Origin of the sequence: Bradyrhizobium sp. 195, assembly GCF_023101665.1 — a bacterium.
Taxonomy (GTDB): domain Bacteria; phylum Pseudomonadota; class Alphaproteobacteria; order Rhizobiales; family Xanthobacteraceae; genus Bradyrhizobium.
On sequence record NZ_CP082161.1, the window covers coordinates 7,672,341 to 7,697,662 of the forward strand.

The window sequence follows — 25,322 nt, forward strand, 5'->3', positions numbered from 1 at the left end:
TTGGAGGGATCGCTCACAGGCCGAGCCCCCGACTGCGTCCAAAACTCCAATCGATGCCGCCGTCGGTGCGGGCCACGCCGGAGACATGTCGGCCGAGCTGATTTTCGAGTGAGGGCGTCCAGGGCACGAGCTGAAAGCCGAGACCGTCGTCGAGCATGGCGAAGCGGCCGGAGGCGAGCGCGAAGCGCTGCCGATAGGTGCCGGCGACATATTCGCCGGCAGCCGACGGGTTGAACGGCCGGCCGGTCTCGGCAGCGAGCTGCTTGCCGAGATTCGCTAACTCCCGCTGGCGCAGTGTGCCGATGAGGTTCTTCGCAAACACCAGTCCATGCGCCTGGCGTTCGGCGAGACCCTGTTCGATGAGCTGCCCGGCCCGCCGTTGCATGGCGTCGCGGACTTCGTCGCCGAAGCCCGCCTGGCCCAATGCCACCGGATCGCGCGCAACCGCCTGCCGGTCGAGCCACGTCGCGCCTCTCGCCGTTATCTGCGCTTCGATCGAGAGATCGGAGCGGACGGCGAGCGCCGCGCGACGCTGCCCTCTCGCGTCGTTGAATTTGCGTAGCTCCACAATGGAGCCCGGTGCGCTGTCGCCGGAAGCGTCGAGATCGGGCAGCCTGATGTGGTGGGTGCGTCCGTCGACGCCGTCGATCACGGCATAGGCGGTCCCTTTGAGTTCGTCGTCGAGACCGCGATCGACGAGGCGTCCGATGATGGGCACGTCGAGGCTTTCGCCCGATAGCACGTAGCTCGCGGTCCCGCGCTCGATGCCACGTTCGGTCAGGCTGCGGTGGATGCGCTTGATGATGTCGCCGCGCTCGTCGAGCTCGCGCAAGGTCGTCTCGGCGGCCTCGTCCATGACCCATTGGCCTGGCCCGAGTTGATGCGCAAGTCCGAGACTCTCCAAGCGCCGCAGCCGGCCGACCTTCAGGGCATGGAACTGATCAGGCTGCTGCGCCAGATCGGGTGCAAGGTCGATGACCCCATGCCGGTCTGCATCGCGAACAAGCTGGCGGTCGAGCTGTGTCCAGCGTTCGGCTTCGACCTGGCGCTCGAGCGAGCGACGGATGTCCGGATCGGAGCGCAGTCCGAGTTCCTGTGTGGCCAGGTCCTGGGCACGGGCGCGCATCCCCTCCTTGATGTAGACGCGGGAGATGACGAGGTCCTGGCCATCTTCGGCGACACCGCGCACGATGACGTGGACGTGGGGGTGCTGGGTGTTCCAGTGATCGACACCCACCCAATCGAGCTTGGTGCCGAGATCCACTTCCATCTGGCCGACCAGCTCGCGGGCGAAACCTTTGAGGTCGGCCATATCGGCTGCGTCTTCCGGCGAGACAATGAAGCGGAAATGGTGGCGGTCATCCTGACAACGCTCGGCAAAGGCCTTGGGATCGGCATGCTCCGTGTCCGGGCCGAACAGCCGGGCCTTCTCCCCGTCCCGGGTCACGCCCTCCCGCCGGAGATAGCCGAGATGCGCGGCGAGCGGCGCCGATCTCGCTTTATGCCTGACAACACGTGTCTTGATCGTCACCAGACGCGAGCGGCCGGTGAGCAGACGGTTTGCGCGCGCGCTGGCGACCCGTCCGCGGCCGAAGCGCGAATGACGATGGTTGGCGAGCTGGCCGGCTCGCGAAAGACCGCCGCCGGCACGCTGAGCAGCCGCAAGCGCCTGGGCGATGAAGGGCTTGGCCCGCTGGCTCCGCGAAGAGCGGATGCGGCCTGGCCGAGGCTGAAATTCCTTCTCCTCAGTCATGGCCAGCCTCGGCAATGTGCGAAACGTCAAATGCCTGCAATGCGTTGACCGTGAGGCGCACATTGCGCACGAGAGCCGCACATTGCCAGATCAGCAAAAAAGGAAAGCAACAACAACCGACCGACCGAGCCGCACATTGCGGCCTTTTATCTCGCCGTCTTAATCGGTCGTCTCGTCTGTCTGACCTCAGCCATTCTCGCTTCCTTTCTCGCTTGCGACAAGCCTCTCTGATCCACGCCATGACACGATGCGCCGCGAGGCTTGCGAGTCCTGATGCGCCGTGCAGTCTTCCGCGCTCAGCGACGGCACAGTGTCGCTGCAGCAAGGCAGCGCGGACGCCGTCGCGGCGCATCTTTCCATCGGTGTGACGGAGCCACATCACAGGCAATCCGGCGCGATCGGTCGGCATCCGAAGATGCATCGTCGCAGGCAAGATAACGTGCGTTCCGTCGTGTTGGTGCTGCACCAGTCCTCATCCGCCGGCGGCGGAGCTCCGTGTTCAGGTCGCGGCCATCACCGCGTCGTTGCCAGGTTGCAGGATCACGCGCCTCATGCGTAGGGCCCGAGCAATTTGCGCTGCTTAGCTGTTGTTTCGGCATGCATCTCCGCCGCCGAGGCGTCCGGATCGCCGCAGTAGAACGTGCCGCTGGTCCACATCGCATGCATGATCACAGCGAGCTTGCGCGCTACCGCCACCGTCGCCTTGCGGTGCGAGGAGCGCTTGGCCAGCGCCAGCCCCCACGCCTTGACCTTGTCTTTTTTCTTGTAGCGAGTCAGCAAAGCGCTGGCCGCCTCGTACAGCGCCCGCCGCACGTCACCGTCGCCCGCCTTGCTGATCCGGCCCTTGACGTCGATCGACGAGCCGGACTGCCAGCGCCGCGAGGTCAGGCCAAAATAGGCCGCCACGTCGCGCGAGCGCCTGAAGCGCGAGGGATCGTCGACCGCGGTCATAAAGCTCAGCGCCGCGATCGGGCCGACGCCAGGAATCTGCATGAAGCGCCGGCACAGCTCATGGCCGGCGACCAGGCGAACCACCAGGTCGTGCAGCCGGCAGTACTCCTTCCACAGCGCCGCGCGCGCATTCAGCATGGCGTCGATCAGCTCGCTGACAAGCGCATCGTGGGCCACCGCCTCGCGCACGACTTGCGCAAAGCCGCCGCGCCCGACCCGGTTCAGCCGGATGCCAAACACTTTCAGCGAGTGCCGGATCGCATTCTCGAGGTCCACAAACTTGCGCTTCAGATTGCGCCGGTGCGTCAACAACAGCCGCAGCCGGTAGCAGGCCTCGCTCTTGATATGCGCCCTGCGGAACCAGCCGGTGCGCATGATGTGGGCAATCCCGAGCGCATCTGCCCGGTCGGTCTTGTTGCGCTGCGCCTTCAGCGCCGCGCGAACATGCAAAGTCTCCAGGCAGACCGCCGGCAGGCCCAGCCTGAGCAGCTCCGGATGCAGCCAGGGCGACAGCGATCCCGCCTCATGACCAAGGCGTCGCAAGCGGCCAAGATAGGGCGTCAGCGCCACCTTGATCGCGTCCGGATCGGTCACCACCGCCGTCTCCAGCATCACCTTGCCGGTCGCGTCCACCACGCAGATCGCCGTCTCGTCCATGCCGACGTCCAAACCACAGAAGAATTCCATCACACGCCTCCCGCGTTGCTGAGCCGGTGCAGTGTGCGCAATATTCATCGCGCAGACCATCTGCTCCGCCGCCGCAAGTTCTGCAGGAGACCGATTACGGGCGGCCATCGTTCGGTTGTTGCTTCCGCGTCTCCCTCGCCTGCTCTTTTTTCTTCGCAGGTGTGCGCTGAGACACGCTTGAGCGCGAATGCGCAACGGATGGCAGCGGCAAGCGGCCATCGTGCGACAAATGACCAGATGTCGGCAGCATGAGTGCTCGCCGACATGCATCGATCTAGGTTTTCATGTTGGCGACGCGGTGCTGTCATTGCGATCGTCCCGTTGACGAGAGCGCGACAAACAGGCCTTCCGACTGCGGCGCAATGGCCGAGAGATCGTGCACAGGAACCGCAGCCGGCTTGTCGTTCGGCAGTCGACTGGGTGTCGCTGGCGCGGCAGAAGGCCGACTCTCAGCGCGGCCGGAAAAGAGCGACGCCCGGGTCCAGGATGAACGAGAAGAGGCCGCGACGAGGAGAGGTCCTGGCGTGCTCTCCGCATCGACAAAAGGGACGATGGCTGCGACATAGGCGACGGTCTCGGCGGGCAGCGGACGATGTTTGTCGCGGTAATCTTCGTAGCGGCCGGGACCTGCATTGTAGGCGGCGAGGAAACCCGGCGAGCCGTAGCGCTCGTGGAGCTCGCGAAGGAAGGCGGTGCCCGCAAAAATGTTGTCATGTGGATCGAAGGGATCGCGTCCGAGACCGTAGCGTGCGCGCATGTCTGCCCAGGTCTTGGGCATGAGCTGCATGAGGCCGAGCGCGCCTTTCGGTGACACAGCGTGCCGGTCACCGCCGCTCTCGATCCGCATGACCGCGCGGATCCACGCTTCCGGAATGCTAAACCGCCGCGCGGCCTCCGCCACCAAGGCGGCATAGCGATCGCTTGCCTGTTGACGCTGGATTGGTGCTGCCTGCGCCGCCACCGCCGCCGTCGGCTCACTAATCACCAGCACGCCAGCAAGCAGGAGAATGGCAAAACCCGCCAGGTCTCCGCCATAACGTGAGCAAGCCATCGTGCTCGCGCCCGACAAGCGAGTGTACGGCGCGCCAGCCTGCGGCCGCCCTCGACTTTCGCCGTGTGCGACGGCCGACTGACGCCTCAACTGGATAAGGTGACGAGACAATACGAACAAAGCGATCGAGCTTTGATGCGCCTTGTAGCCGGCATGCGCGACGGGATCCTGCATGCGATCAGTCCCTCTCCGCGCGCTGGGCCTGACGATTCCAGTTCAGAGTCCAGGCCGATTTGTCGTCGCCCGACTGGAAGAGATTGGCGCGGATCGGTCGCGGCAGCGTGGGATCGTCGATGACAAGCGAAACGTACTCGCCGGCCTTCTCACCGGTACGCTTCCAGCCCGCGCCAATCTCTGGGCCGTCGCCGTCGCCGAGGCGAACGCGGTAGTCCGGCGCGTTCTCGGCATCCGAGGATTCGGCCGGAACGAGGGTGAGAATTCGCTCGAAGAATAGCGTTTCAATGCGCCCGGTGAAGCCGGACTTGTCGCGGGTGAACTGACCGATTTGCGCCATGGGAAATCTCCTTGGTGGCTGGTTGGGAGGCGGGTCAATGAGTGGCGGCGCCCCAAACGAAACGGCCGTCGCCGGCTTCATCCGTCCAAAGCGGGACCGCGCGCGCGACGATCGAGCTTGCAGGCAGTGAGCCGAAGTAGCGTCCGTCCAGGCTGTCCGGAACGGTGGGGTTCATGAGGAAGACCTGACCCGGCTGAAGGGTCGTGCATCCGCTCCACCGCGGTAACAGACGGCCGAGATGGTCGCGATCGTGCGCGGCGCCGACATCGATATTATCGACGGTGATCGCATCGCCGGACCGGCACACGGTCTGTCCTGGCAGCGCCATCACATGCTTCAGCAGGGGCACGCCCTTTGGCAGGAAGCCACCATCGGCGAGGAAATTGGCAATCGGCTCTGGGAGCCGCACCACGACCAGTTCCAGCGCGTGCAGCTCACCGATGGGATGTAGCGCATAGAGTCCCGTCGGCGTGCTCGCGGTGGCATTCCAGATCAGCCGCGGAGCAGGCTGAACGAACACCAGCCCCCCGGCGGCGAGCGACGCGATGTATGTCAGAACGACGTAGCCAAAGCGGGTCATGGTGTGACACTCCGGCGCTTGAGCCAGGCCACATGCTGCTCGCGCGTGTAGGCGCGCGGCACGTGGCCGGCAGCGAGGCGGTTGTGGAGATGCCGCCAGTATTCGGGGGCAGCGTCAGCAGGATCGATGGCGAGCGCCTCAATGGCATCGACCGCCTGCAACACGCGCTCGACCTTCGGCCAGTTATCGACGCGCAGCAGGATCTCGCCGCCGGGGCGCACGAAGGGCAGCGTCTGATAACGCTGGCCGGCCTCCACGGCGCGCACAATGTCCATACGCGACACCACGGTGCCATAGTCGTTCGAGGCCCAGCGAACGAAGCCAAAGATGCTGCCGGGTGCAAAGCTTGAAACGCTGCGGCGGCGGTCGAGGATCTTCTCTTCAATGCGACGGCCGAAGCGCAGCCAGTGCTCGATCCTCTTCTCGATCCAGGTCAGTTCGACATGCGTGAGCGCGACGCTGCGCCGATGCGAGGACGGCACGGCGCGCGGCGGCAGGGCCTCATTGTCGTTCATGACGGCTCTCCGGTGTCGGTGGGGAATTCGCGTGCCAGCAGCTCGCGCAGCATGTCGGCGACGGTCACGCCGCTCTGGAACGCAGCGACCTTGATGCGGCCGCGCAGCGCCGGGGTGACGTCGATGGTCAGACGCGCAGTGAATGCGGTCCCGTCATCCACGCGGCGCGGCGGCGCGTCGCTGGCCTTGATCCAGCTTTCGGCATCGCCGGGACGCGAGGCGAAGCCGCGCTTGGTGGAGCGCTCGCTCATGACGCGAACCTCGCAACTTCAGAGGCGAGCGCGGCGATCTCGCGCGCAGCGGCGCTCTCGTCGGCAAGCTCGAAGACGAGCCGGCCGGACTGCGCGGCATCGGCGAAGACGACGCGCTGGCCGATGGTGCTCGTGAGCACCGGCGGATCATGATCGGCGAGCGTCTCGGCTGTCTCGCGGGCGATGATCGTGCGCGCGCCGCAGCGGTTGAGCACAAAGCGAGCGGCGAGTTGCGGACGGTAGATGCGGGCCTCCCGCAGAAGATCCAGCATCTCGGCCGATGCCCAGCCGTCGAACGGCGAGGGTTGCACGGGGATCAGCACTAGGTCGGCCGCTAGCAGCGCCGAGCGCACTAAGCCTGCGACACGCGGCGGTCCGTCAACGACGACATGATCGGCGGCGCGCGCGATCTCCGGCGCCTCACGATGGAGCGTGTCGCGGGCGAGACCAACGACGCCGAACAGCCGTGGAACGTTCTCCCGCGCCCGTTGCTGTGACCAGTCGAGTGCCGAGCCCTGTGGGTCCGCGTCGATCAACGTCACGCGTTTTCCGCGCAGCGCCCATTCGCCGGCGAGGTGCAAGGCGAGCGTGGTCTTGCCGACGCCACCCTTCTGGTTGAGCAGCGCGACAATCATCGCTTACCTCCCGTCTTATGGTCGGGAAGAGGCAGAGATTGTTCGCTTGGGTGCTTGGTTGGCGGCTCAGCGCTCGTGGCGGCGTTATCCGCAACACGCACCAACCCACTACAACAGTTAGATTCTAAGTTAGACTCTAAGTTAGGACCCGGGATCGTCGCGTCTTGCCAAAGCGTTAGCTGTGGTTTGCACTCCCGAAATCCCGATACCGGCACGCCCGAAGTCCCGATCGTGCGAACGCCCGAAGTCCCGAGCTGATTCACAGCGCCATCCACAGGTGCTGTGGATGGCTTGCCTGGCAAGATGCGCAGTAGCTCGCGCCGTTCGATGCGCTCGATGCTCAGAGAGTAACCTGGCAGGGGTTGACGTGCAGCGATCCGGCGGAGATCGAAGGCGAAGTCAGCGAGCTTGGCGAGGCTGCCGGATTTCTCGTGAAGATGTGCGACCTCGAACAGCCATCCTCTCGGCTGGCGGCCGGCATGCTTGCGCGCGACGCGGTACAGCCAGCGCTCGATCCCGCCGCTCAGGCTGAAGTAGGCCGGGTCGATGGTGAGAACGAGGGAGCGATCGATAACGCCGCGATAGAACCAGTCGGGAAGGACAAACTCAATGCCTTCGACGCGACCGTCGGCCTTGGCGCACTCCTCCCACTCGTTGATCCACGAGAATTGGTGGCGCCGCCAATGTTCGCCCTGCCGGATGGTGGTACGGATGACGGTCGCTTGAAGGCGGGCCAGTGCCCCTTTCAAAAGCTTGTAGTCGCGCGCCCCGGTCTGCCGCCCGACCGCGATCAGAAGCTGGTAGGGCGTGAAGCGCAGGAAACGCGAGGTCCTCAGGCCGAGGTTCTCAGCCTCGACGATTTGGCTGGCGGCCCAGATCAGCACGTCGGCGTCCCAAATTGTCGCCATACCGTGCTCGGGAACTGCATAGACTTCGACGCGGACGTCGCCGGCTTGGTAGAGAATGGGCTTTGTGCGCTTGGCCTTGGCAAGCGAGAAGAATGGCCGCTCCATCAGGTCGCGCTGATCGCGCGGGCTGGCGTCGCCCGTGGCGACAACGAATGGGTCGAGCTTGCTTCGCTCGCTCGGCACAAGGATGCGACGCGACGACATGGGCGAGCGTTGCCTTAGCGGTGCGCGTTGCCGGCGGCGCGGGCCTCGACGTAACGCGGATCCGACGTTGAGGTGCAGGCGGCCTGATCGGCCCAGGCTTCGAGATCGCCGATGGCGTAGACGACACGGCCGCCCAGCTTGCGGAAGGTCGGGCCGTTGCCATGGCAGCGGTATTTCTCCAGTGTGCGCGGCGACAGGCCAAGGAGGCGCGCGGCCTCAGGCGTGCGCACGTAGCGCGTGGTGAGCTGCGCGGTCCGGTCGAGCATGGGAGATCTCCGTCTTGCCTCGAAGCGCCGCGGCCAAGTCGCGGCATGTCGGGGCCAGAGTGGCGGAGAGTTCAGGCGTTGGGGGTGGACGAAAATTCTTGCAGGTGCGTGTCCCCCTTTAGGTCGCGACAAGGCGAGCTGAGACATTGCCGGCGGGGCGCGGCGCAAACGGGGGTGATTGTAGCGATTGCGTGGAGGATTGACGCCCGCGTCAGAAGCCGCGCAGGAGTTTCAGATAGCCGCGCTCGACCAGGGCGACCGAATCATGAATGAGCCGGTTCGCCTTACGGCGGGCGTGCGAATCCTTCCACTCGACCGAGCGGCGCTGGGCGTGGTCGGAGGCGAGCACCTTCGCTGCCACGTCCCGCGGGCCACCGCCCAGGTCATGGACGTCGAACGCGTGAAGGAGCTGAATCAATCGCCGCTTCTGAAACGACGTGAGGCGCAGAGCCGCCGGCAGGAGACCGGTGCGCTGGCCAGCAACACGGCGCGCAAAGTGTAGCGCCACGTCGGCCCGCAGTTCGCCCATGCTGTCGAGCGGCAGAAGCACGGCAGGCCGTCGCGCGGCGTGCTCGTCGCGCAAACGGACATGAAGTTCACCCGACCCGTCCGCGATCACCAGATCGCGACCGTCAGTATCGGACAGCTCGAGGAGCGACTGCCCGAAAGCGCTGCGATCAATCGAACGGAGAGTATCGAAGCCCGGCGGCGCGGGCTCCAGGATCAATGTTCCCGGTGATGCCTCGGGGAGCCAAATGGTTGGCTCGGGCCCAACGGGAGAGACTGGGTCATGGGCGACACCGCAACCTCCATCGACGTGCGAAACTAGCACTACTTTGGCAGATTGTTGATTTTGCCGCGATTTATAGGATTCCCGAATCAATTGTTCAATGATTCATGGGTGGTCGGCTCTTGGAGGGCTGACCATGCCGGGATGGGAAGACGAACTCGAACGCTGGCTGATGCCGTTCTTGGACCGGCTGGGTCATAAGACCCGACAGCGGATGTGTCCTCTATATGTTGCGGGATTGATCGGTCCTGGCGATCGCAAGAGCGTTCAGCCGATGGCGGAACGCCTTGCCACGAGCAACTACGACCAGTTGCACCACTTCATTGCGGACGGCGTCTGGAACGCGACGCCGCTAGAGACAGAGCTGCTCAACCAGGCGGACCGACTTGTCGGCGGCAGGGATGCGGTGCTGGTTATTGATGACACCTCACTGCCGAAAAAGGGTGAGCGATCGGTCGGCGTTGCGGCTCAATACGCGTCGGCTCTCGGTAAAACTGCAAATTGCCAAACGCTGGTGTCTTTAACGCTTGCGCGCGGGGAAGTGCCCGTGATGGTCGCGTTACGTCTCTTTCTGCCTGACAGCTGGACAAGTGACATGCCTCGCTTGAAGCGCGCTCGCGTGCCAGTCGAACACCGAACGCCGCGGTCCAAGCCGGAGATCGCTTTGGCCGAGATTGACCGCGCGATGGCAGCCAACATACGCTTTGGATGTGTGCTGGCGGATGCAGGATACGGCCTCAGCGCGCCGTTTCGACAAGGGCTAACAGAGCGCGGGCTGGCCTGGGCGGTCGGTATCCCTCGGCACCAGAAAGTGTATCCGGTCGATGTGAAGCTCATTTGGCCGATCACCAAAGCCCGTGGCAAACCACGAAAGCACCACGTGCCCGATATCTTATCGATTGCGGCAGAACAAATGCTGGCCAGCGCCAAATGGAAAACCGTGAGTTGGCGCAGCGGGACGAAAGGTCGGCTCAAAGCCCGATTTGCTGCTCTCCGTGTCCGCACCGCCGACGGCCCTCCGCAGCGGATATGGGATAAAGGTCAGCAGCATCTCCCAGGCGACGAAGCCTGGCTCATTGGCGAGCAACGTGCCTCCGGGGAGAAGAAATACTATCTCGCCAATCTTCCGGCGACGACGGATCTGCGCACGCTGGCCGCCACCATCAAGGCACGGTGGATTTGTGAGCAGGCGCATCAACAGTTGAAGGAGGAACTTGGACTTGATCACTTCGAAGGGCGATCATGGCAAGGTCTTCATCGCCACGCCCTTATGACAATGATTGCCTACGCCTTCCTGCAACATCGTCGCCTCGCAAACGCGGGGCGAAAAAAAACGAATCAACGGGCCTCCGCCTCAACCGACTATGCCCGCCGTACGTCACGCCATCGTCGATCTCATCCTTCGGCCGCCGCCCCAGCAGTGCCCACATTGCCGAAAGCAAATCCTTGAAAAACAGCGGCGAAAACACATTCTGCCAAAGTAGTGCTAGGGTTCAGACTCAATTGATCCAATAAGCGACGAGAGCGGCGAGGTGGACGGCGGCCAAGAAGTTTCTGGCAAGTTTGTCGTAGCGAGTAGCAACACGCCTGAAATCCTTGAGCCGGCAGAAACAGCGCTCGATAACATTGCGCCCTTTATAGAGGCGCTTGCTGAAGCTGTGGAGGGTTACCCGGTTGGATTTGTTTGGAATGACGGGTTTCGCGCCGCGATTGACGATTTCGGCGCGAAAGCGTCGCCATCGTAGCCTTTGTCCCCAATGAGGGAAGACATGGGCGGCGCGAGCTTCAAAAGGGCCGGCCCTGCGGCAATGTCTGCGGCCTGTCCCGGAGTGAGATGAAATGCGCAAGGTTTGCAATCAGGGTCGCTCAGCGCGTGGATTTTCGTGGTCCGCCCACCGCGCGAGCGGCCGATCGCCTGTTCACACTCCCCCCTTTTCCGCCGCTCGCCGAGCGATGCGCTTTGATCGAGGTGGAGTCGATCGACAAAGCCACTCGGTCCTTGCCGCAGCGGGCGAGCGCTTCAAAGATCGCCTGCCAATGTCCGCGCTTAGCCCAGCGATTGAACCGATTGTAGATCGTCGTGTAAGGGCCATAGTCGGACGGGCAATCGCGCCAGCGTGCCGCCGCACTGGAGCATGTGAATGATACCGCTGATAATGCGTCGATCGTCTTCGCGCGCCGGGCCGGTCTGGTTTGTTGGCAGATGCGGCTCTATCTGAGCCCACTGCTTGTCGTTGAGCCAGAACAGTCCTTTGCGCATCGAAGTCCCCCGTGCCGAATCAACTTAGCATCAGGGAATCAGAACTCGCTAATTAGGTACAGATCCTAGCATTACAGTTGCTTTTGTTGCGGGCTTCTGAATCCATGGGCAACCATGATTCGAATGTCGTGGGCGCGGGCCGCGTCGGTTGAGGCGACGCTTGCGTTGTGGGCGGCGTCGCTTCGAGAGATCAAGCAACGGATACGTCCGTTGTTCACGCAAGAGCGTGTTGCGACGAATGCAGGTCTGTTCCTGGAAGGTCTGCTCGGAGATGAGCAGCGCAAGACCGGTTGGATGCGCGCGGAGGCGGCTGGCGATCCCGGCCCATGGCGGCAGCAGGCGATTCTGGGTCGTGGAGACTGGGACGCTGATGCCCTGCGCGATATCGTGCACGACTATGTCATCGAGCATTTGGCGGATGACGATGCGGTGCTCGTGATCGACGAGACCGGTTTTCTCAAACAGGGCAAAGCGTCATGCGGAGTGGCGCGGCAATACACTGGTTCGGCAGGAAAGATCACGAACTGCCAGATCGGCGTCTTCGCTGCCTACGTTTCGCGTCATGGCCATGCGTTCATCGATCGCGCGTTGTATCTTCCGAAGGAATGGACCGACGATCCAGATCGTCTGGAAGCCACATATGTGCCTGCCGATGTCGGCTTTGCGACCAAACCAAAGCTTGCGACGAGAATGATCGCACGCGCGATAGCCGGGTCTGTACCATTCAAGTGGGTTGCCGGTGATACCGTCTACGGTGTTGGCAACATCGAACAGCAACTACGTCGGGCAGGCAAAGGCTACGTGCTTGGGGTCAGCAGCGCTCATGTGTTTCGATCCTGGGGCAAGCGACCGCCGGTCGCCGGTACGGCTGCAGACCTCGCCCGGACGCGGCGCTCATCCGACTGGAAGCGCCTGTCGGCGGGAGCCGGAACCAAAGGACCGCGGCTGCACGATTGGTGTTATCTCGAATTGGCGGATCTCGAGGCCGAGCAGTCCAACAGTGCAAATGACGGTTTGTGGACACGCGGTCTACTGATCCGTCGTCGCATTGCCGATGATGACCTCGCCTTCTTCACCACCTGGTGCCCAGCGGGAACAGCCATTGAAACGCTGGTCGCGGTCGAAGGCCATCGATGGGCGATCGAGGACAGCTTTGAAACCGCGAAAAACGAGTTCGGGCTCGATCACAACGAGAGCAGATCCTGGCATGGCTGGCACCGTCATGTGTCCTTGGTGATGCTCGCCTTCGCCATGATGGCCGCGATCCGACATCGCGCTAATCCGCCACCGCCCAAAAAAACGAAACGGCGCCCCCGGCAAAAGCCAAAACATAACCACCCCACCACTGATCCGTTGGTCAATCCAGGAAATCCGCCGCATTGCTATCAGACTTGCGCGGAAGCGGATTCAACCCGCACACATCATCGCATGGTCCTTCTGGCGCAGAGCTCACCAGGCTGCCGCTCAACGCGCCCACTTCAAATCAAAAAAGCAACTGTAATGCTAGTTCGGATGGTTTCGGGATCAGCGCCAGTGCGCGCGACTTGCCGCTGCGTGCGGGCGAAGTCGCTGCGGTAGTCAGCGTTGCGGCGCAGGAACTCGAGGGCAAAGCCGGGACGCTCAAGGCGATTCAGGCGTTCGATCGTCTCCGGCGAGCGCCAGTACTGGGTGGGCATGGTCTGTCTTCTCGTCTTTTTGTTCGGTCCCCACACCAAGATCCGCAAAAACGCTACGAGAGACTAGACCCAGAGGTTGCATCACGCGAGATCGCAATTTGCGTGGCAAGGCGCAACTCACTGCATCCGCGGCTGCAACAACTGCTGATATCCGGCTTCCACCATCCATCGCGCGCGGGCGAGATGGCTGTCGTGACGACTTTGGCACGATCAGGTTCGCGTGCAGAGTCGAGGCCGAAGATCACGCTGACCACCTCACGCCAGTCAGCCCCCTCTTCTTCGGCCATCAACAACCGAACATAGATTGCAAGATGTTTCTCGTCGTAGGCGTTGACACGATCGGTTATTGGCGGCCGATCCTCGAATGGCGCTTCGTTCATTGCAATTGCCCCTCAGCATCGATGCAGCGATTAGAGTTCATTTGGTGGCGGAACTTTGCAACCCACGAAATCGCCACACAATTTGCGTCGCGATGTATGGACTGCATCACGGCGCTCCCCGGAAGCGGCAAACCACCCAAGCCAGAAGATACGAATAAGACACCGTCGTACGAATCGGAACGATCGTTCCTAGAACGATCGTTCCGGTTTGAGTTCCCTAGTCGCCATGGATCTCAAGGAGGTCATGGCGATCAATTTGCGTCGGATACGCCATGTGAAGAAGATGACGCAGGAAGATTTGGCCGATAGCGCCGGACTGAGTGTCCGTTACGTCGGCGCGATTGAACGCGCCGACGTGTCGGCCAGCGTCACGGTGCTCGGCCGAATCGCGAAGGCGCTAGGGGTCGAAGCAACGGATCTGATCAAACGAACGGCGGTTCATCCTCTTGGGCTCGATGACGAGATGCATTCATGCTCTGCCGTAGCGCCGTCACGTTGAGAATCAACTCCGCGTTGCCTCACGCACGAGTTGATAGGCGGCCTCACACAAATCTGCTCTCTCTCCAAAACACATGCCCGGTCGTCCAGGGACGGAAGGGCATGCTGAGTGAGATGGAGTAGGCTTTATGACCCTGTACGAGCACTTGCCAGTCGACATCCGCGGGACGGTGGATGCTCTGGTTGAGGAACTCAAGCCGCAACCTTGGCCAACTCGATTCCTCGCACTGATTGGCCTGCTCGGAGAGAAGTTGGAGGCTAGGGCCGAGCCGGAGCCTTGGAATCTGATCCAACAATGGACCGGCGTGGTGACGGCAACGTTGGAGCACTTGCGGCCCGACAGTTCGGTCGTCGAATGCCTGGGGCTGATGAGCATCAGCTTCAACGACCAATGGCGCGCTCAGGCGCTCGGCCAGATCGAACGAGATCCCACGGTGCTGGATCGTTTGGTCGCAATTTGCCCCGACTGGGAAGACATCGTCGATAGCGTGTTGGAGGCTAATCAAAGGCGGCCGATCAAACCGGCGCGCGGGCGCTAGTCGGAGTCTGTTACGCCCTCCCCGCCTGCGCCGTCACGGCCATAAGGTGCGCCTTCGCGATTCTTGAGTGCGGCGATGCCCCGCCCGGACCAGCCGGGACCAGATCAAGCTGAAGCCCTCACCGTCCTCGTCGTCGAAGAGGTTGGCGAAGATGGGAGCGGTGAAGCTCGGATCGTCAAGCTTGAGGCTCAGATAGTCGCGGCCTGCGGATTCCGATCGATGTCGCCCAGGATTCCGAGATGATCTCGCCCACCATTCCGATTTGAAGTCGCCCACCCGTTCCGAAATGATGTCGCCCACCATTCCGGGATGATGTCGCCCGGGTGACGAGGCCTCTTCTGGCTCCCATAGGGTCAACTCTTTCGGCTTTGCGAAGGGGACCCTGGATGCCGACGGAGAGGCTTGCGATGCGCCGTGTGCGCGATGTGATCAGAATGAAGGCGGCCGGGCTGCCGAGCCGCGAGATTGCGCGACGGGTGGGCGCGGCGCCCTCGACGGTGCGCCTGGCGCTCCGGCGGTTCGAGGCCGCGGGCTTGAGCTGGCCGTTGCCAGACGACGTCACCGACACGGTTCTGGAACTTCGCCTGTTCGCGAAGACCGGCAATGGCAACCGTCAGGGTCACCGCCGCATCGCCGAGCCCGACTGGGCGACCGTGCACCGCGAGCTCAAACGCAAGCACGTGACGCTGTCGATCCTGTGGGAGGAATATATCGCCACCGAGCCCGGCGGATACCGGTACTCGCGCTTCTGTGAGCTCTACCGCGCCTGGGAGGGCCGCCTGTCGGTGACGATGCGCCAGGCCCATGCGGCCGGCGACAAGTTGTTCGTCGACTATGCCGGCGATGGCGTGCCGGTGGTGGTCGACCGCCTGACCGGTGAGCGCAGAACGGCGCAGATCTTCGTCGCCGTGCTCGGCGCATCGAGCTTCACCTACGCGCAGGCGACGTGGACGCAGGGGCTCGCCGACTGGATCAGCGCCCATGTTGGCGCCTTCGCGGCGATCGGCGGCATACCGGCGCTGGTGGTGCCCGACAACACCAAGGTCGCGGTCATTAAGGCGAGCCTGTACGACCCGCAGATCAATCGTACCTACGCGGAGATGGCGGCGCATTACGGCACCGCCATCTTGCCGGCGCGGCCGCGCAAGCCGCGCGACAAGGCCAAGGTCGAGCAGGCCGTCCTCATCGTCGAGCGCTGGCTGCTCGGCCGCCTGCGCCATCGCACCTTCTACAGCCTGGCCGAGGTCAATGCGGCGATCGGCGAACTGCTCACGAGGCTGAATGAGGAACGGCCGATCCGGCGGCTCGGCGTGACACGCCGCCGGTTGCTCGAGGAGGTCGACCGGCCGGCGCTCAAGCCATTGCCGGCGTCCCCCTATGTCCTCGCCGAGTGGCGGATCCGCCGCGTCAGTCTCGATTACCACGTCGAGGTGGAGAAGCATTACTACAGCGTTCCGCATCGCTTCGCCCGCGCCGAGGTCGAGGTGCGGTTCACGGCCCGTACCGTCGAGATCTTCCACAAGGGCGAGCGGATCGCCGCGCATCAGCGCATGAGCGGCAATCACAAACACACCACCGTGCCGGAGCACATGGCCTCCAGCCATCGGCGCTACGCCGGCTGGACCATCGCGCGTATCCGCCAGGACGCCGCCGCGATCGGGCCGGCGACCAGCGCGTTGTGCGACCTCATTCTCGACGAGCGCTCGCACCCCGAGCAAGGCTTCCGCGCCTGCCTCGGCATCCTCAGGCTCGCCGCCTCCTATGGGCGCGAACGGCTGGACGCCGCGGCTGCGCGGGCAATCGACATCGGCGCGCGCACCTATGGCTCGGTCAAGTCGATCCTCGCCAACAATCTCGATCGGCGTTCTGCTCACCAGCGTTCCGCGGACGATGCGCCGATCCTGCATGCCAACATCCGCGGACCGCGCTACTACAATTAGGAGATCATCCCTTGCTCACCCATCCGACCCTCGACCGCCTCAACGCCCTCGGCCTCCACGGCATGGCCAAGGCCTTCGCCGACATCGAAGCCACCGGTGAGGCCGCAAGCCTCGGTCACACCGAATGGCTTGCGCTGCTGCTCGAACGTGAAGCCTCGCTGCGGCACGACAAACGGCTCGCCACTCGCCTGCGCTACGCCAAGCTGCGCCAGCAGGCGTGCGTCGAGGACATCGACTACCGCACCCCGCGCGGTCTCGACCGCCCGCTGTTCGCTAAGCTTGTCGAGGGCCGCTGGATCGACGACCACGTCAATCTCCTGATCTGCGGCCCGGCCGGCGTTGGCAAGAGTTGGCTCGCCTCGGCGCTCGGCCACAAGGCCTGTCGCGACAATCGCTCCGTGCTCTATCAGCGCGTCCCGCGACTGTTCGACGATCTGGCGCTCGCCCGCGGCGACGGCCGCCATCCACGCCTGTTGCGCGGCCTTGGCCGTGTCGATCTGCTGATCCTCGATGATTGGGGACTCGAGCCGCTCGACGCCGGTGCCCGTCACGACCTCCTGGAAATCCTCGAAGATCGCTACGGTCATCGCTCCACCATCGTCACCAGCCAGCTCCCCGTGGACCAGTGGCATCTGCTCATTGGAGATCCCACCTATGCCGACGCCGTGCTCGATCGCCTCGTCCACAATGCCCATCGGCTCGACCTCACCGGTGAGAGCCTGCGCCGAACCCGGCAATCCGCCCGAAAGACCTGAGCCCGTGGCGCTGTGGACATGCCGCTGCGCTTGGACAACGCAATCGCGTTGCCCACATGCCCACAGCAACTGCAGAAGAAGAAAAACAGGTCGAAGTCGCGATTCCAGATTGACCACGCGGCTTGACCGATGCCAGAGAACCAGCCGGCCAGAACGCCTCGCCGCTGGGCGAGATCAAATCGGAAAGGTGGGCGACATCGTCTCGGAATCCACGGGCGACTTCATATCGGTACGCCTGGGCGACTTCGTCGGAATCCGCAGTCGCCATGGTAGTTCTCCTTGATCTCTGTTTTCCGAGCCCGCACCTTGCGGCCTCGATGGTGATGGACAGGCCGGAGGCGATCGACGGCGCACCCCGGAGGGGCTCGACAGCAAAGGAGGAGCTTTCTTGGTTCGCGAGGAATGACGGCGCAGCCGGCAGGGGAAGAAAGTTGTGACGCCGCTGTTGCGCCATAGGCGGTCGAGGCTTCAGCCGGCCTTCGGCCAGATCCATCCATCGAAGAGGCCGTTTGGTGCGCTCGATCCGAACAGAGCTGACATCAGGGAGAACGTGGCGATCCTCGCGTCCCGCAAAGTCCGGCAAGCGAATTCGACGGAGATTGGCTCCCGTGCTGCCTGGCGACGGACGGATCTAAATTTCCGCGACCGCACTTGAGTAACACGCCCATCGACTCGAGTTGCCGGCCGTGTTTGTGAGACGTCACCGCCTAGACCACCGCGTCTCAACAACCGCTGTTAGCTCGGCCCCCCGCGACGATTCGAGTGTCGACGCACGGGCCGCTCTCTATCGAATATCGAAGATGAGCACCGCGAGCGCTCTGGGCGCCTGATCTGGTCCCGCCCCAGCCGCCGCTAGGGTGTTAGCCCTGCGCGAAATCCCGTCCGACTGGTCCGGGTGCGGCCATAGCTGTAAAGCGGATGAACGCCGTGATGGTGACGGCGGCGGCGCCAACAATCGCGAAGATCGTTTGCCAGGTGGGCGAAGGCATCGCCATCTGGGCGATTCCGTGCGTCGCGCTGTAACCGGCAAAGGTGGCGGGCGCGACATAGAGGAGGATGATCAAGAGTCTAAGCCAAGTCCATGGCACGTAGGCGAGCGCGAGTTCGCCAATGCAAATGGTTGCACCGCTCGCCACGAGCCCTGCTGCGGTGCCGCCGAGCACTCCGGCGCTGGTGTGGAAGGCCCAGATGCCGATCGTCAGGCCAACGAAGAGGGGCAGTGCGAAGACAGCGAGCGTGAACAGCAGCCAGCAGAAAAAGCCGATGCTAACGACGATGAGCAGTGGTCCAAAGAAAATCATGGCGGTGGTCTCCGTGAGATAAAGGTCTGACGGTCGCGCCTTCCACCACCACCACGGCGCAGCTGACAGCATAGCCACAAACGGCGGCGGCCGGGAGCGGAAATCCGAAAGGACCTCCGCTCGCCGGCCAACGATCTGCAGCGCCCTTCGTCATTGGAAGGGATCGAATTCGTGGATGACGGCGGCCGGATCGCCCTCGTATTCGGCGGCCGGCATGACGCCGTATCCGCCCATGCCGGTACGGAAGATGACGACGCAGACCATGAGGGTGGTGGCGAGGTTCCAGGCGTTGGCGAAGGCAAGGGCTTGAGACATCGGTCCGGCTCCTGTTCTGAGGCGGGGACCATCCCCGCGCGACAGGCGCCCGATGTGTCCGGGCGTGGGCCGCAATCACCGCGCAGGCGAAGACGAAGCGGCGGCACGCTTCAGCGTAAGCCGACCCCTTGCGGGTTGATGGCGTCAGGCCTGCGGCCGGATCAAGGATAAGCGCCAAAGCAGCGGGGTGGTGTCCGCCAAACACGACGCTGGTTGTCGAGGCTGCGTGGCTCTCGGCTGGAATATCGTCGCCGTCACGGTGCGGTGGCTGATCGGCTAGAATGGATTGTGAGTCGAAGTGCGGTTGAGGGGGCCGGGATGGTGGAGTTCACAGGACGCGACCTGCATCTGGTGAAGAAAGCGCTCGCGATCGCGGTGCTGGCGATCGAGTGTCACGCTGGGCCGCTTCAGTCGGCTTCCGATCAAAGCGACATGAAGACGTTGCTCGATGATATGATCGAGAACGACACCGAGCTGGCCTTTTATGCGTGCGCGGCAAGGATCGCCGTGACCGGCGAGCCCGACTGAATGGAGCCGATCACCAATACGGGGCAGTCCGTCGACTGCCTGACCGCCTTAGCGCCTGAAGCCGTATAGCGGAAACACGGCAGCCTCGTGGTTCCAGCGCAGCAGAATGCGCGGCCAGCGATGCAAAGCACAGATACTGACGTTCGATAGAAGGGAAGCGGTAACCGGACGTCTCCCCTCTGAGCATCATCGGCGATCGCCGCGGCAAAAGAGAGAGCCTACGATTTATGAGCCTTGTCCTGATATTATTTATCGAGGAACTGCGATTCTTCCGGTGCTGACTTCCCGCCTTCGTCCGCAGCCCGGAGGTTGTCACGATCATTCGAGCCTCAACAGGAAAAACGAGGAAGCCGGCATGGGAGAGATCAATATCCCTCGCGATCAACAAAATGCCCTCGCGGCGATCGATACCAACGAGCTGGGCAGGCTTGTCGAGCAAGCAATCCGCGAGGAACGATCGGGTGAGCTTCACCGCCTCCTCTCGCGAGCTGTGGACCTACATTGCGAGAAAACTTCACTATTTCGAGCAGGCGTTGACGAAGCAGCGCCAGGCCAAGGCGCCACGAAAGCGTGCGGAAACAGAAAACACCCTCCGACGCGCGGGCAGTGATCTGTCCTTCGCCGTCGAGGCCATGAAGCGACGAATGGAAGAGGAACAGAAGGAAGGGCAGCTCTTCTACGTCGATGACCAGATCGTGCCGCCTTACCGCTTCGATAAACGCCTGAGCGTCAGAGTGAGCTATCGGTGGCGCCGGACCGTCGATGACGAGTGGACGTCCGGCAGCATAACGTTCGTCCATGACGTAGATCTACGGCCCGACTATACGATCCCCGCTCCCAAGCGAAAGCCTAGCGCCGCCAGGCAGGAGCAGGATCGGCAGACCGAGTGGTCTCAAACATGGGAGCATCTGACGAGAGGAGCGCTCTATTCTGTTAGGGATTATTTCAGAGAAGGTGGCGACGGAGACAAGATTCCGCGGACATTTCAGGCGACGGTCGATTCGCATACCGGCGGGCTGAATAATTACAGCACTCGGTTCTGGCGCCAGCCCGCCTAGTTTTCGAGGGGAATGACTCTATCTTGGCCCCGCTCCCACCACCTACGAGCCGCCTCATTTTTGCTCATTCAGGCTTGCAAAATTTGCTCTGGAATTCGTAAGGAGAAGAGCGGGTGAGAGGCAACGTCGATCTGGACAAAAGAACTGTCGTAGCGATACGACACTATCGCGAGGCTCTCGCGCTGGCGGAAACCCTGGAACAAGAGGAAGCCGACGCGCGTCGTGAGCTGGCGAACACGCTGCTTGATTTGGGGCGCGCCATGGACAACGGAGCAGCGCCGTCTCAAAAGGATCGCCTGTTTAAGATTGGTTTGGCAGCAGCTTCGCGGTCGGACAAAGGGTGTGCAGCGCTGAGTGAGGCGACTGCGAGAGTGGATTCCGCACGTCTGGCTTTGGCTGCCCTGGAGCGGCGGCTGGGATATTTTCCAAAAGCCCCGACAGCGCTGGGAAATCCAACCTAACCAAGAAAGTCCTCAGATTCAGACCCACAATTCGCGACCTAATTCGTCATCGCCACCATTTAGGCGGTTTTGGTATGCCGGAAGATACTGCCCCGCTATCGCCCGGCGATGTCTCCCTTTATCGCCACAGCCTAGCGGCATTGCAGATCGTCGATGCCGACCTGTCAGGTGCGAGCGGGTCTGCCGCGGCCATTCCATAGACCGAGGAGCGCGGTTGCGACTAGGATCATCACGCCGCATGCCATGTAGAGCTGAGCTTCGGTCGTATTCGGAAGCAAAGTGGGAAGGAGGAAGATCAGCGCACCAACCGCTCCGGTTAAAACACTGGTAAAGGCCTGGACGCGTCCGATTAGCGCCGAATCGACGACGGTCAAGAGATGTCCGTTCGCCGCCGCCCGCGACAGGTTCCACAGCATCCCAGCCACCGTATAGAGCACAATTGCGACAAGCGGGTCGGTCGCAAAGGACAAGACGAGCAACGAGCCCGCCGCGCCGGCGACAAGGGGCGTCGTCATGCGAGCCATTCTTCTGGCCAGCGCTGGGATCCCCGCAGCGGCAAGAGCGGCCATGCCCGCAATCGCAGCCGTCATCTCGAGTGTACCGAACAGGCGACTACCTCCGCCGAGCGAATGAATTACGAATCCAGGTAACAACAGATTTGTGATCTGAATTACCGCAAATACCAGGCCCACTGCTACCGACGCGGATAGGCTTTGTGGCTCGTTCAGAAGATAGTTGATCGCTTCACGAGAAGCCGAAAACAGGTTGAGGCGCTTCGCTGCGTGTGTGCGCGTAGGATACGCGGTCAGATTCCTCAACAGGGGCAGAACGGAGATCGCGACGAAGGCAAACAGGGCGGCGGTCGTCGCGCTGCCGACGTGAGCGATGCCGTAGCCGGCCGCACCTGTGCCCAAAGCCATCCCCGCCTGATTGAAGAACGACAATCGCAGGTTAAAGCGCATGCGCTCGGTCTCGGGAATCAGCGACTGCAGGATGCCGCTCATCGCGCCTGCTAGAAGCGCGTAGCCGAAAGCTCCGAGAACTGCTGATAGAAGGAAGGATAGGACGCGAGAGCGCATCGTTCAAAACTTGTACCGGAGCCAGCATCAGCAAGCCAACAGCTCTGACGAGTTGTCCCGATGCGGTGACCCTGAGGCGACTATGACGATCGACGAGATGTCCGCTAAGCGGCGCCAGGGCGAAACCGGCAAGGCTGGAGGCCAGCAGCACCAGGCCCACCAGGTTCGATCCGCCCACAGCGAATGCAACCCAAGCCGGCATGACAATCCCGGCGCCCACGATGAAGAAGGAGATGGAAGAAAAGCCGATGAAGCAACGTCGCTGCATTGCTTGCGAATGGAACCCGTGCATCTCTCTCGCTTGGCTCACTGCAAAACGATCTTGGAAAACCTGCCCGCTAGTGCGGTCACAGTTTGCGCCTGAGTATCCGCGAGTGCTGCGGGCAATCACCAATAGATCCTCGCATCAGGAGACCAATGCGCGAAGCTGGCGGTGGGCTGCCTTGCTCACGGTCATCTTGGCCTGAGTCAGAACATCAGCCCACAGTGTGGCGTCGAGCTCGCAATAGTCAAACAAGAACCGCAGTATGCGCAGCTGGTGTTCAGCCACCATCCGGCACACAAAAAAGACAAAGGACTCACTTTCGTCCAAGCCATATCCCGTCAGGGAGGCCGTCCACAGTGCGCCAACATCGCCGCGCGGCGCGCACGATCGTCCTGGCGCTCCTGGACCTCGGCGATGGCATCTCGACGTCTTCGAGAACCAGTTGCATCTGAGCGGGATTGAACTTCTCCGAGCGTTTGCCGAAACGTGCGCGCTCGTACTCCTTCACGAGCAGTTCGAGGCGTTCGACGGTCTCTTTGGACGCAGCCAGTTCGCTCTCGACATGAAGGCGCGCCGAGCATTCATCGTCAGCGCGACGACGCTCGGCTTCAATCATCGCTTACTGCGCGCGGAAGAGCGCTCGCAAATCGGCGGGCAGCGTTGCAAGATGGACGGGGTCAATCGGGGTCGGCGACACATCCGCAAGCTATCATCCCAAATCCCCGCGCGAAACAGGTTGTCGGGTCTGAGTCAGTTTGCCGCAGCTGGCGTCGCGACAATCCGTTCGCCCACTCGCTTCCAGTTCAGCCCTTCAAACAGCGCTTCGAACTGCACGCGCGTCAGATGCACGACGCCGTCGCTGATCTGCGGCCACTCGAAACGACCATCGCGGCCAAGTCGCTTGTAGACCAAAACGAGGCCGGTGCCGTCCCATAGCAAAATCTTCAGCCGGTCCGCGCGCTTCGAACGAAAAACCACGATCAGGCCCGAATGCGGATCAAGCCCAAGCGTGTTTTGCACCAAGCCGGCCAGCGCGTCGTGCCCACACCGGAAATCAACAGGACGCACAGCAAGCACGATCCGCAGTCCCTGCGTCGGAATGATCATGCGCCGCGCTCGATTGCAGTCACGATCTCCGCGATCCGCACCGCCGACACGTCCGCATCCAGGCGGACCGAAACCTTGCCAATCGTAATCTCGATGGGCCCCTCGCTCTTGCCTGACGCCGCTGGATCGTTCAGCTCGATCGACACGAAATCCGCCGCGTCGTCCGTGACCAATGCGAGCCGGCCAGCACGCGCCAATCTGCGCCACGTCGTCAACTGCTGGGCCTTCACACCATAACGCCGTGCGACATCACATACGCGGGCGTCGGGCTTCATGCTCTCGAAAACAGCCCGCCCCTTGATCTCCGCAGACCACAACCGGCCTCCAGAACGCGTCCGGCGCGTAAGCTTCCCTACAAAGCCATCAGCCTCGGCTTGCTCACCCGATTGCTCCATCGTCTTCAGTCTCCTCTTGGCTCTCTGACCAGCCAAGAATCGCAGAGCGAAAGCCGAAGGGAAACCAATTAATCAAATGGGAGAAAAGCTCCGCTTACGATTGATCGGGGTCGTTTTTCGTCTACTCCTGTATGTTTCGCTCACCAAACCCCGCATCGCGGAGAGCCTTGTGCCACTCCTCGTCCGTAATTGGATGCGACCGTGTAATTGAAAACCCCATGCCGCTAGATTTCGAACCGTTGTTTTCGTTAAAACTCGCCGACCTCGTATAAGACTGGGTCATATGAATGCCTCTCTTTTCGGAGCTGGCATCCTGCCATAGCGTGGCTGGAAAACTGGGACACCACCGATCGAGATGAGAACATCCCTGAACCCAAAACACGAACAAAACGCGATAGTTTCTGTTGGCATTTCTGACGGAAAGAAAAAAGCGCCGAGTGATCTTCCGTGAGAAGTTGTTGAAATCATTGGTGGGCCCGGCAGGACTCGAACCTGCAACCAGACCGTTATGAGCGGCCGGCTCTAACCCTTGAGCTACAGGCCCGTCCCAATCGTTATGCTGACGCGGCAGGGAAGGGAGGCGATCGTCTAGTGAAAACTAGCTCACCTTGCGTTCGGGCTCATTACCAGCTTCTAGCAAAGCAAGGGAGGCGCCAAACTGGGAATTTCAGGCATCGACTTGCCGGCTATCGCTTGGAGGTCGCCCACCATCCCGACGGTCGAATCTATCACAGATACAATCTGCGTTTCGCGTTTCGTCGCGGAGATCGTGGCGAGTGGCGACTCGCTGTGTTCCGTAGCTCGACGGCATGGATTGTCGCTGCGGCAGGTGTTTGGCTGGCGACGTCAGTTGCGAGAAGCGGCAGGCGGTCATTCCGAAGCTGACGAAGTACAGTTCGTGCCGGCGGTGGTGGAGGCAGTGGTACCGGCGCCAAGTGCTCACCGGGAGCGCAAAGCGGTGCGCAAGGCAGATAGCGGGATCATCGAGATTGAAGTCGACGGCATCACGATCCGAGCCGGTCGTGGAGCGGATACGGCGATGATTGCGTCGATTGTCCAGGCGCTGAAGGCGAGCCGGTGATCGGTCCGTCAGGTGCGGTCCGGGTGATGGTGGCGACCAAGCCGGCAGACTAGTTTCTTCTCACACTACGTCGTACTCAATCGGGCATGCCTGAGCGAAAGATCGTCGGTTCGAGGCCGCCTCGTTCCTACCGCCGCGACAGGCGGCGCCCGGCGACCATCGGCACCTTCACATCGACCGGCAGTCGCTTCACATCACCCTCGCGCTCACTGCCAAAGCCAAGCTGCTCGGGATCGAGAACCCTCCGACAAAGGACCGCACTTTCATCTTCGCCGGTAATCTCGAACTGGAAACGGCTTGGCAGAACACTGCCGGGGACACTGAGCGCGATTACCTCCCTTCAGCTGGATGACGCGAGCCACCCGGCTCCGAACTACGCCACCCAGATCGAGGTGGAAGTCCAGGAAGGTCTGCAGCTAAGCGACCTGGCCGTCTAGCTAAGCGGCGCATTTCATTTTGAATATCCTGAGTGAGGCAAACAAGGCACCGAGTGCTCTCATCTCGTCCTTGATCTATTTTTTTGCTGCTCTGGTATATTTCTTTCATTTTGCCTGCAATGGCGCATCAATCGCGCGTTTT

29 protein-coding genes, 1 tRNA gene and 3 pseudogenes are annotated in these 25,322 nt (G+C 62.3%); 11 read left to right on the forward strand and 22 right to left on the reverse strand.

Annotation, left to right across the window (positions count from 1 at the left end):
- Positions 1-13: 13 nt before the first annotated feature.
- The 11 genes from IVB26_RS35670 to IVB26_RS35720 form a co-directional block, all read right to left on the reverse strand.
- A complete protein-coding gene (locus IVB26_RS35670) occupies positions 14-1,753 on the reverse strand; it encodes a relaxase/mobilization nuclease domain-containing protein (protein ID WP_018457227.1) in 1,740 nt (579 codons plus the stop codon).
- Positions 1,754-2,302: 549 nt separating this feature from the next.
- Positions 2,303-3,391: an IS110 family RNA-guided transposase gene (locus tag IVB26_RS35675; RefSeq protein WP_247476073.1), complete on the reverse strand. Its 1,089-nt coding sequence runs from the start codon at positions 3,389-3,391 to the stop codon at positions 2,303-2,305.
- A 304-nt stretch (positions 3,392-3,695) separates the two neighbouring features.
- Entirely contained in the window at positions 3,696-4,616 is a 921-nt protein-coding gene (locus IVB26_RS35680) for a lytic transglycosylase domain-containing protein (RefSeq protein WP_247969584.1), read from the reverse strand.
- A 4-nt stretch (positions 4,617-4,620) separates the two neighbouring features.
- The gene (locus IVB26_RS35685; RefSeq protein WP_247969585.1) at positions 4,621-4,956 is read right to left on the reverse strand and encodes a DUF736 domain-containing protein; all 336 of its coding nucleotides are present in this window, start codon (positions 4,954-4,956) and stop codon (positions 4,621-4,623) included.
- 34 nt (positions 4,957-4,990) lie between these two features.
- Positions 4,991-5,536 (reverse strand): S26 family signal peptidase, encoded by a 546-nt coding sequence (locus IVB26_RS35690; RefSeq protein ID WP_247969586.1) that lies wholly within the window; start codon positions 5,534-5,536, stop codon positions 4,991-4,993.
- Entirely contained in the window at positions 5,533-6,051 is a 519-nt protein-coding gene (locus IVB26_RS35695) for a DUF2840 domain-containing protein (protein WP_247969587.1), read from the reverse strand. Before IVB26_RS35695 ends, IVB26_RS35690 begins: the two co-directional genes overlap by 4 nt.
- Positions 6,048-6,302: a hypothetical protein gene (locus IVB26_RS35700; protein WP_247969588.1), complete on the reverse strand. Its 255-nt coding sequence runs from the start codon at positions 6,300-6,302 to the stop codon at positions 6,048-6,050. The genes IVB26_RS35695 and IVB26_RS35700 overlap by 4 nt, the downstream gene beginning before the upstream one ends.
- Positions 6,299-6,937 (reverse strand): ParA family partition ATPase, encoded by a 639-nt coding sequence (gene parA, locus IVB26_RS35705; protein WP_247969589.1) that lies wholly within the window; start codon positions 6,935-6,937, stop codon positions 6,299-6,301. The genes IVB26_RS35700 and parA overlap by 4 nt, the downstream gene beginning before the upstream one ends.
- Positions 6,934-8,049 carry a replication initiator protein A gene (locus IVB26_RS35710; RefSeq protein ID WP_247969590.1) on the reverse strand — a complete coding sequence of 372 codons (1,116 nt, stop codon included), beginning with the start codon at positions 8,047-8,049 and terminating at the stop codon, positions 6,934-6,936. The genes parA and IVB26_RS35710 overlap by 4 nt, the downstream gene beginning before the upstream one ends.
- Before the next feature lie 14 nt (positions 8,050-8,063).
- Positions 8,064-8,315 carry a helix-turn-helix transcriptional regulator gene (locus IVB26_RS35715; RefSeq protein ID WP_247532350.1) on the reverse strand — a complete coding sequence of 84 codons (252 nt, stop codon included), beginning with the start codon at positions 8,313-8,315 and terminating at the stop codon, positions 8,064-8,066.
- Between the two features lie 211 nt (positions 8,316-8,526).
- The gene (locus tag IVB26_RS35720) at positions 8,527-9,042 is read right to left on the reverse strand and encodes a DUF2285 domain-containing protein (protein ID WP_247969591.1); all 516 of its coding nucleotides are present in this window, start codon (positions 9,040-9,042) and stop codon (positions 8,527-8,529) included.
- Between the two features lie 163 nt (positions 9,043-9,205).
- Between IVB26_RS35720 and IVB26_RS35725 the strand changes: the two genes are divergently transcribed.
- Positions 9,206-10,555 carry an IS701 family transposase gene (locus IVB26_RS35725; protein ID WP_247969592.1) on the forward strand — a complete coding sequence of 450 codons (1,350 nt, stop codon included), beginning with the start codon at positions 9,206-9,208 and terminating at the stop codon, positions 10,553-10,555.
- Between the two features lie 49 nt (positions 10,556-10,604).
- Here IVB26_RS35725 and IVB26_RS35730 read toward each other — a convergent pair.
- Positions 10,605-11,365, reverse strand: a pseudogene (locus tag IVB26_RS35730) (IS5 family transposase).
- Positions 11,366-11,479: 114 nt separating this feature from the next.
- On the opposite strand from IVB26_RS35730, the pseudogene IVB26_RS35735 reads away from it, so the two are divergent.
- Positions 11,480-12,679 (forward strand): annotated as a pseudogene (locus IVB26_RS35735) (IS701 family transposase); the annotation flags it as partial.
- A 164-nt stretch (positions 12,680-12,843) separates the two neighbouring features.
- Here IVB26_RS35735 and IVB26_RS35740 read toward each other — a convergent pair.
- Positions 12,844-13,041 (reverse strand): transcriptional regulator domain-containing protein, encoded by a 198-nt coding sequence (locus tag IVB26_RS35740; protein WP_247969593.1) that lies wholly within the window; start codon positions 13,039-13,041, stop codon positions 12,844-12,846.
- A 117-nt stretch (positions 13,042-13,158) separates the two neighbouring features.
- A pseudogene (locus IVB26_RS35745) lies at positions 13,159-13,421 on the reverse strand (DUF2285 domain-containing protein).
- 226 nt (positions 13,422-13,647) lie between these two features.
- On the opposite strand from IVB26_RS35745, the gene IVB26_RS35750 reads away from it, so the two are divergent.
- Together IVB26_RS35750 and IVB26_RS35755 are read left to right on the forward strand one after the other, a co-directional pair.
- Positions 13,648-13,920, forward strand: coding sequence for a helix-turn-helix domain-containing protein (locus tag IVB26_RS35750; RefSeq protein WP_247969594.1), 273 nt, complete (start codon positions 13,648-13,650; stop codon positions 13,918-13,920).
- Between the two features lie 127 nt (positions 13,921-14,047).
- Positions 14,048-14,458 carry a hypothetical protein gene (locus IVB26_RS35755; protein ID WP_247969595.1) on the forward strand — a complete coding sequence of 137 codons (411 nt, stop codon included), beginning with the start codon at positions 14,048-14,050 and terminating at the stop codon, positions 14,456-14,458.
- 33 nt (positions 14,459-14,491) lie between these two features.
- Here IVB26_RS35755 and IVB26_RS43570 read toward each other — a convergent pair whose 3' ends face one another.
- Entirely contained in the window at positions 14,492-14,761 is a 270-nt protein-coding gene (locus tag IVB26_RS43570; protein WP_247969596.1) for a DUF736 family protein, read from the reverse strand.
- A 104-nt stretch (positions 14,762-14,865) separates the two neighbouring features.
- Between IVB26_RS43570 and istA the strand changes: the two genes are divergently transcribed.
- Both istA and istB read left to right on the forward strand, forming a co-directional pair.
- Complete coding sequence (gene istA / locus IVB26_RS35765) at positions 14,866-16,398, forward strand: IS21 family transposase (protein WP_083843304.1); 1,533 nt, start codon at positions 14,866-14,868, stop codon at positions 16,396-16,398.
- Positions 16,399-16,409: 11 nt separating this feature from the next.
- Entirely contained in the window at positions 16,410-17,153 is a 744-nt protein-coding gene (gene istB, locus IVB26_RS35770; RefSeq protein ID WP_007605871.1) for an IS21-like element helper ATPase IstB, read from the forward strand.
- Positions 17,154-18,013: 860 nt separating this feature from the next.
- Here the strand turns inward: istB and IVB26_RS35775 are convergent.
- Entirely contained in the window at positions 18,014-18,454 is a 441-nt protein-coding gene (locus IVB26_RS35775) for a hypothetical protein (RefSeq protein ID WP_247969597.1), read from the reverse strand.
- A gap of 150 nt (positions 18,455-18,604) precedes the next feature.
- Positions 18,605-18,769 carry a hypothetical protein gene (locus IVB26_RS35780; RefSeq protein WP_247969598.1) on the reverse strand — a complete coding sequence of 55 codons (165 nt, stop codon included), beginning with the start codon at positions 18,767-18,769 and terminating at the stop codon, positions 18,605-18,607.
- A 318-nt stretch (positions 18,770-19,087) separates the two neighbouring features.
- On the opposite strand from IVB26_RS35780, the gene IVB26_RS35785 reads away from it, so the two are divergent.
- The 3 genes from IVB26_RS35785 to IVB26_RS35795 all read left to right on the forward strand — a co-directional run bounded on the left by IVB26_RS35785 (position 19,088) and on the right by IVB26_RS35795 (position 20,816).
- Positions 19,088-19,297 (forward strand): hypothetical protein, encoded by a 210-nt coding sequence (locus tag IVB26_RS35785; protein ID WP_247969599.1) that lies wholly within the window; start codon positions 19,088-19,090, stop codon positions 19,295-19,297.
- Positions 19,298-19,758: 461 nt separating this feature from the next.
- On the forward strand, positions 19,759-20,355 hold the full coding sequence (locus IVB26_RS35790; protein WP_247969600.1) for a hypothetical protein: 597 nt from the start codon (positions 19,759-19,761) through the stop codon (positions 20,353-20,355).
- 113 nt (positions 20,356-20,468) lie between these two features.
- Positions 20,469-20,816, forward strand: coding sequence for an efflux RND transporter periplasmic adaptor subunit (locus tag IVB26_RS35795; protein WP_247969601.1), 348 nt, complete (start codon positions 20,469-20,471; stop codon positions 20,814-20,816).
- 164 nt (positions 20,817-20,980) lie between these two features.
- Here IVB26_RS35795 and IVB26_RS35800 read toward each other — a convergent pair whose 3' ends face one another.
- Entirely contained in the window at positions 20,981-21,820 is an 840-nt protein-coding gene (locus tag IVB26_RS35800; protein WP_247969602.1) for an MFS transporter, read from the reverse strand.
- A gap of 157 nt (positions 21,821-21,977) precedes the next feature.
- Between IVB26_RS35800 and IVB26_RS35805 the strand changes: the two genes are divergently transcribed.
- Entirely contained in the window at positions 21,978-22,259 is a 282-nt protein-coding gene (locus IVB26_RS35805) for a hypothetical protein (RefSeq protein ID WP_247969603.1), read from the forward strand.
- Positions 22,260-22,473: 214 nt separating this feature from the next.
- Here the strand turns inward: IVB26_RS35805 and IVB26_RS35810 are convergent, their stop codons facing one another.
- The 4 genes from IVB26_RS35810 to IVB26_RS35825 all read right to left on the reverse strand — a co-directional run bounded on the left by IVB26_RS35810 (position 22,474) and on the right by IVB26_RS35825 (position 24,206).
- A complete protein-coding gene (locus IVB26_RS35810; RefSeq protein WP_247969604.1) occupies positions 22,474-22,776 on the reverse strand; it encodes a transposase in 303 nt (100 codons plus the stop codon).
- Between the two features lie 134 nt (positions 22,777-22,910).
- Entirely contained in the window at positions 22,911-23,267 is a 357-nt protein-coding gene (gene tnpB / locus IVB26_RS35815) for an IS66 family insertion sequence element accessory protein TnpB (RefSeq protein ID WP_247969605.1), read from the reverse strand.
- Positions 23,264-23,662: a transposase gene (locus IVB26_RS35820; RefSeq protein WP_247969606.1), complete on the reverse strand. Its 399-nt coding sequence runs from the start codon at positions 23,660-23,662 to the stop codon at positions 23,264-23,266. Before IVB26_RS35820 ends, tnpB begins: the two co-directional genes overlap by 4 nt.
- A 468-nt stretch (positions 23,663-24,130) precedes the next feature.
- Positions 24,131-24,206, reverse strand: a tRNA-Ile gene (locus IVB26_RS35825).
- 225 nt (positions 24,207-24,431) lie between these two features.
- Between IVB26_RS35825 and IVB26_RS35830 the strand changes: the two genes are divergently transcribed.
- Positions 24,432-24,743 (forward strand): transposase, encoded by a 312-nt coding sequence (locus IVB26_RS35830; protein ID WP_247969607.1) that lies wholly within the window; start codon positions 24,432-24,434, stop codon positions 24,741-24,743.
- Positions 24,744-25,322 lie beyond the last annotated feature (579 nt).

Coding starts and splice junctions, on each gene's coding strand:
- IVB26_RS35670 (WP_018457227.1), bottom strand. CDS start 1,753: ATGACTGAGGAGAAGGAATTTCAGCCTCGGCCAGGCCGCATCCGCTCT.
- IVB26_RS35675 (WP_247476073.1), bottom strand. CDS start 3,391: ATGGAATTCTTCTGTGGTTTGGACGTCGGCATGGACGAGACGGCGATC.
- IVB26_RS35680 (WP_247969584.1), bottom strand. CDS start 4,616: ATGCAGGATCCCGTCGCGCATGCCGGCTACAAGGCGCATCAAAGCTCG.
- IVB26_RS35685 (WP_247969585.1), bottom strand. CDS start 4,956: ATGGCGCAAATCGGTCAGTTCACCCGCGACAAGTCCGGCTTCACCGGG.
- IVB26_RS35690 (WP_247969586.1), bottom strand. CDS start 5,536: ATGACCCGCTTTGGCTACGTCGTTCTGACATACATCGCGTCGCTCGCC.
- IVB26_RS35695 (WP_247969587.1), bottom strand. CDS start 6,051: ATGAACGACAATGAGGCCCTGCCGCCGCGCGCCGTGCCGTCCTCGCAT.
- IVB26_RS35700 (WP_247969588.1), bottom strand. CDS start 6,302: ATGAGCGAGCGCTCCACCAAGCGCGGCTTCGCCTCGCGTCCCGGCGAT.
- parA (WP_247969589.1), bottom strand. CDS start 6,937: ATGATTGTCGCGCTGCTCAACCAGAAGGGTGGCGTCGGCAAGACCACG.
- IVB26_RS35710 (WP_247969590.1), bottom strand. CDS start 8,049: ATGTCGTCGCGTCGCATCCTTGTGCCGAGCGAGCGAAGCAAGCTCGAC.
- IVB26_RS35715 (WP_247532350.1), bottom strand. CDS start 8,315: ATGCTCGACCGGACCGCGCAGCTCACCACGCGCTACGTGCGCACGCCT.
- IVB26_RS35725 (WP_247969592.1), top strand. CDS start 9,206: ATGATTCATGGGTGGTCGGCTCTTGGAGGGCTGACCATGCCGGGATGG.
- IVB26_RS35740 (WP_247969593.1), bottom strand. CDS start 13,041: ATGCCCACCCAGTACTGGCGCTCGCCGGAGACGATCGAACGCCTGAAT.
- IVB26_RS35750 (WP_247969594.1), top strand. CDS start 13,648: ATGGATCTCAAGGAGGTCATGGCGATCAATTTGCGTCGGATACGCCAT.
- IVB26_RS35755 (WP_247969595.1), top strand. CDS start 14,048: ATGACCCTGTACGAGCACTTGCCAGTCGACATCCGCGGGACGGTGGAT.
- IVB26_RS43570 (WP_247969596.1), bottom strand. CDS start 14,761: ATGGTGGGCGACATCATTTCGGAACGGGTGGGCGACTTCAAATCGGAA.
- istA (WP_083843304.1), top strand. CDS start 14,866: ATGCGCCGTGTGCGCGATGTGATCAGAATGAAGGCGGCCGGGCTGCCG.
- IVB26_RS35775 (WP_247969597.1), bottom strand. CDS start 18,454: ATGATTTTCTTTGGACCACTGCTCATCGTCGTTAGCATCGGCTTTTTC.
- IVB26_RS35780 (WP_247969598.1), bottom strand. CDS start 18,769: ATGTCTCAAGCCCTTGCCTTCGCCAACGCCTGGAACCTCGCCACCACC.
- IVB26_RS35785 (WP_247969599.1), top strand. CDS start 19,088: ATGGTGGAGTTCACAGGACGCGACCTGCATCTGGTGAAGAAAGCGCTC.
- IVB26_RS35800 (WP_247969602.1), bottom strand. CDS start 21,820: ATGAGCGGCATCCTGCAGTCGCTGATTCCCGAGACCGAGCGCATGCGC.
- IVB26_RS35805 (WP_247969603.1), top strand. CDS start 21,978: ATGACGATCGACGAGATGTCCGCTAAGCGGCGCCAGGGCGAAACCGGC.
- IVB26_RS35810 (WP_247969604.1), bottom strand. CDS start 22,776: ATGATTGAAGCCGAGCGTCGTCGCGCTGACGATGAATGCTCGGCGCGC.
- tnpB (WP_247969605.1), bottom strand. CDS start 23,267: ATGATCATTCCGACGCAGGGACTGCGGATCGTGCTTGCTGTGCGTCCT.
- IVB26_RS35820 (WP_247969606.1), bottom strand. CDS start 23,662: ATGGAGCAATCGGGTGAGCAAGCCGAGGCTGATGGCTTTGTAGGGAAG.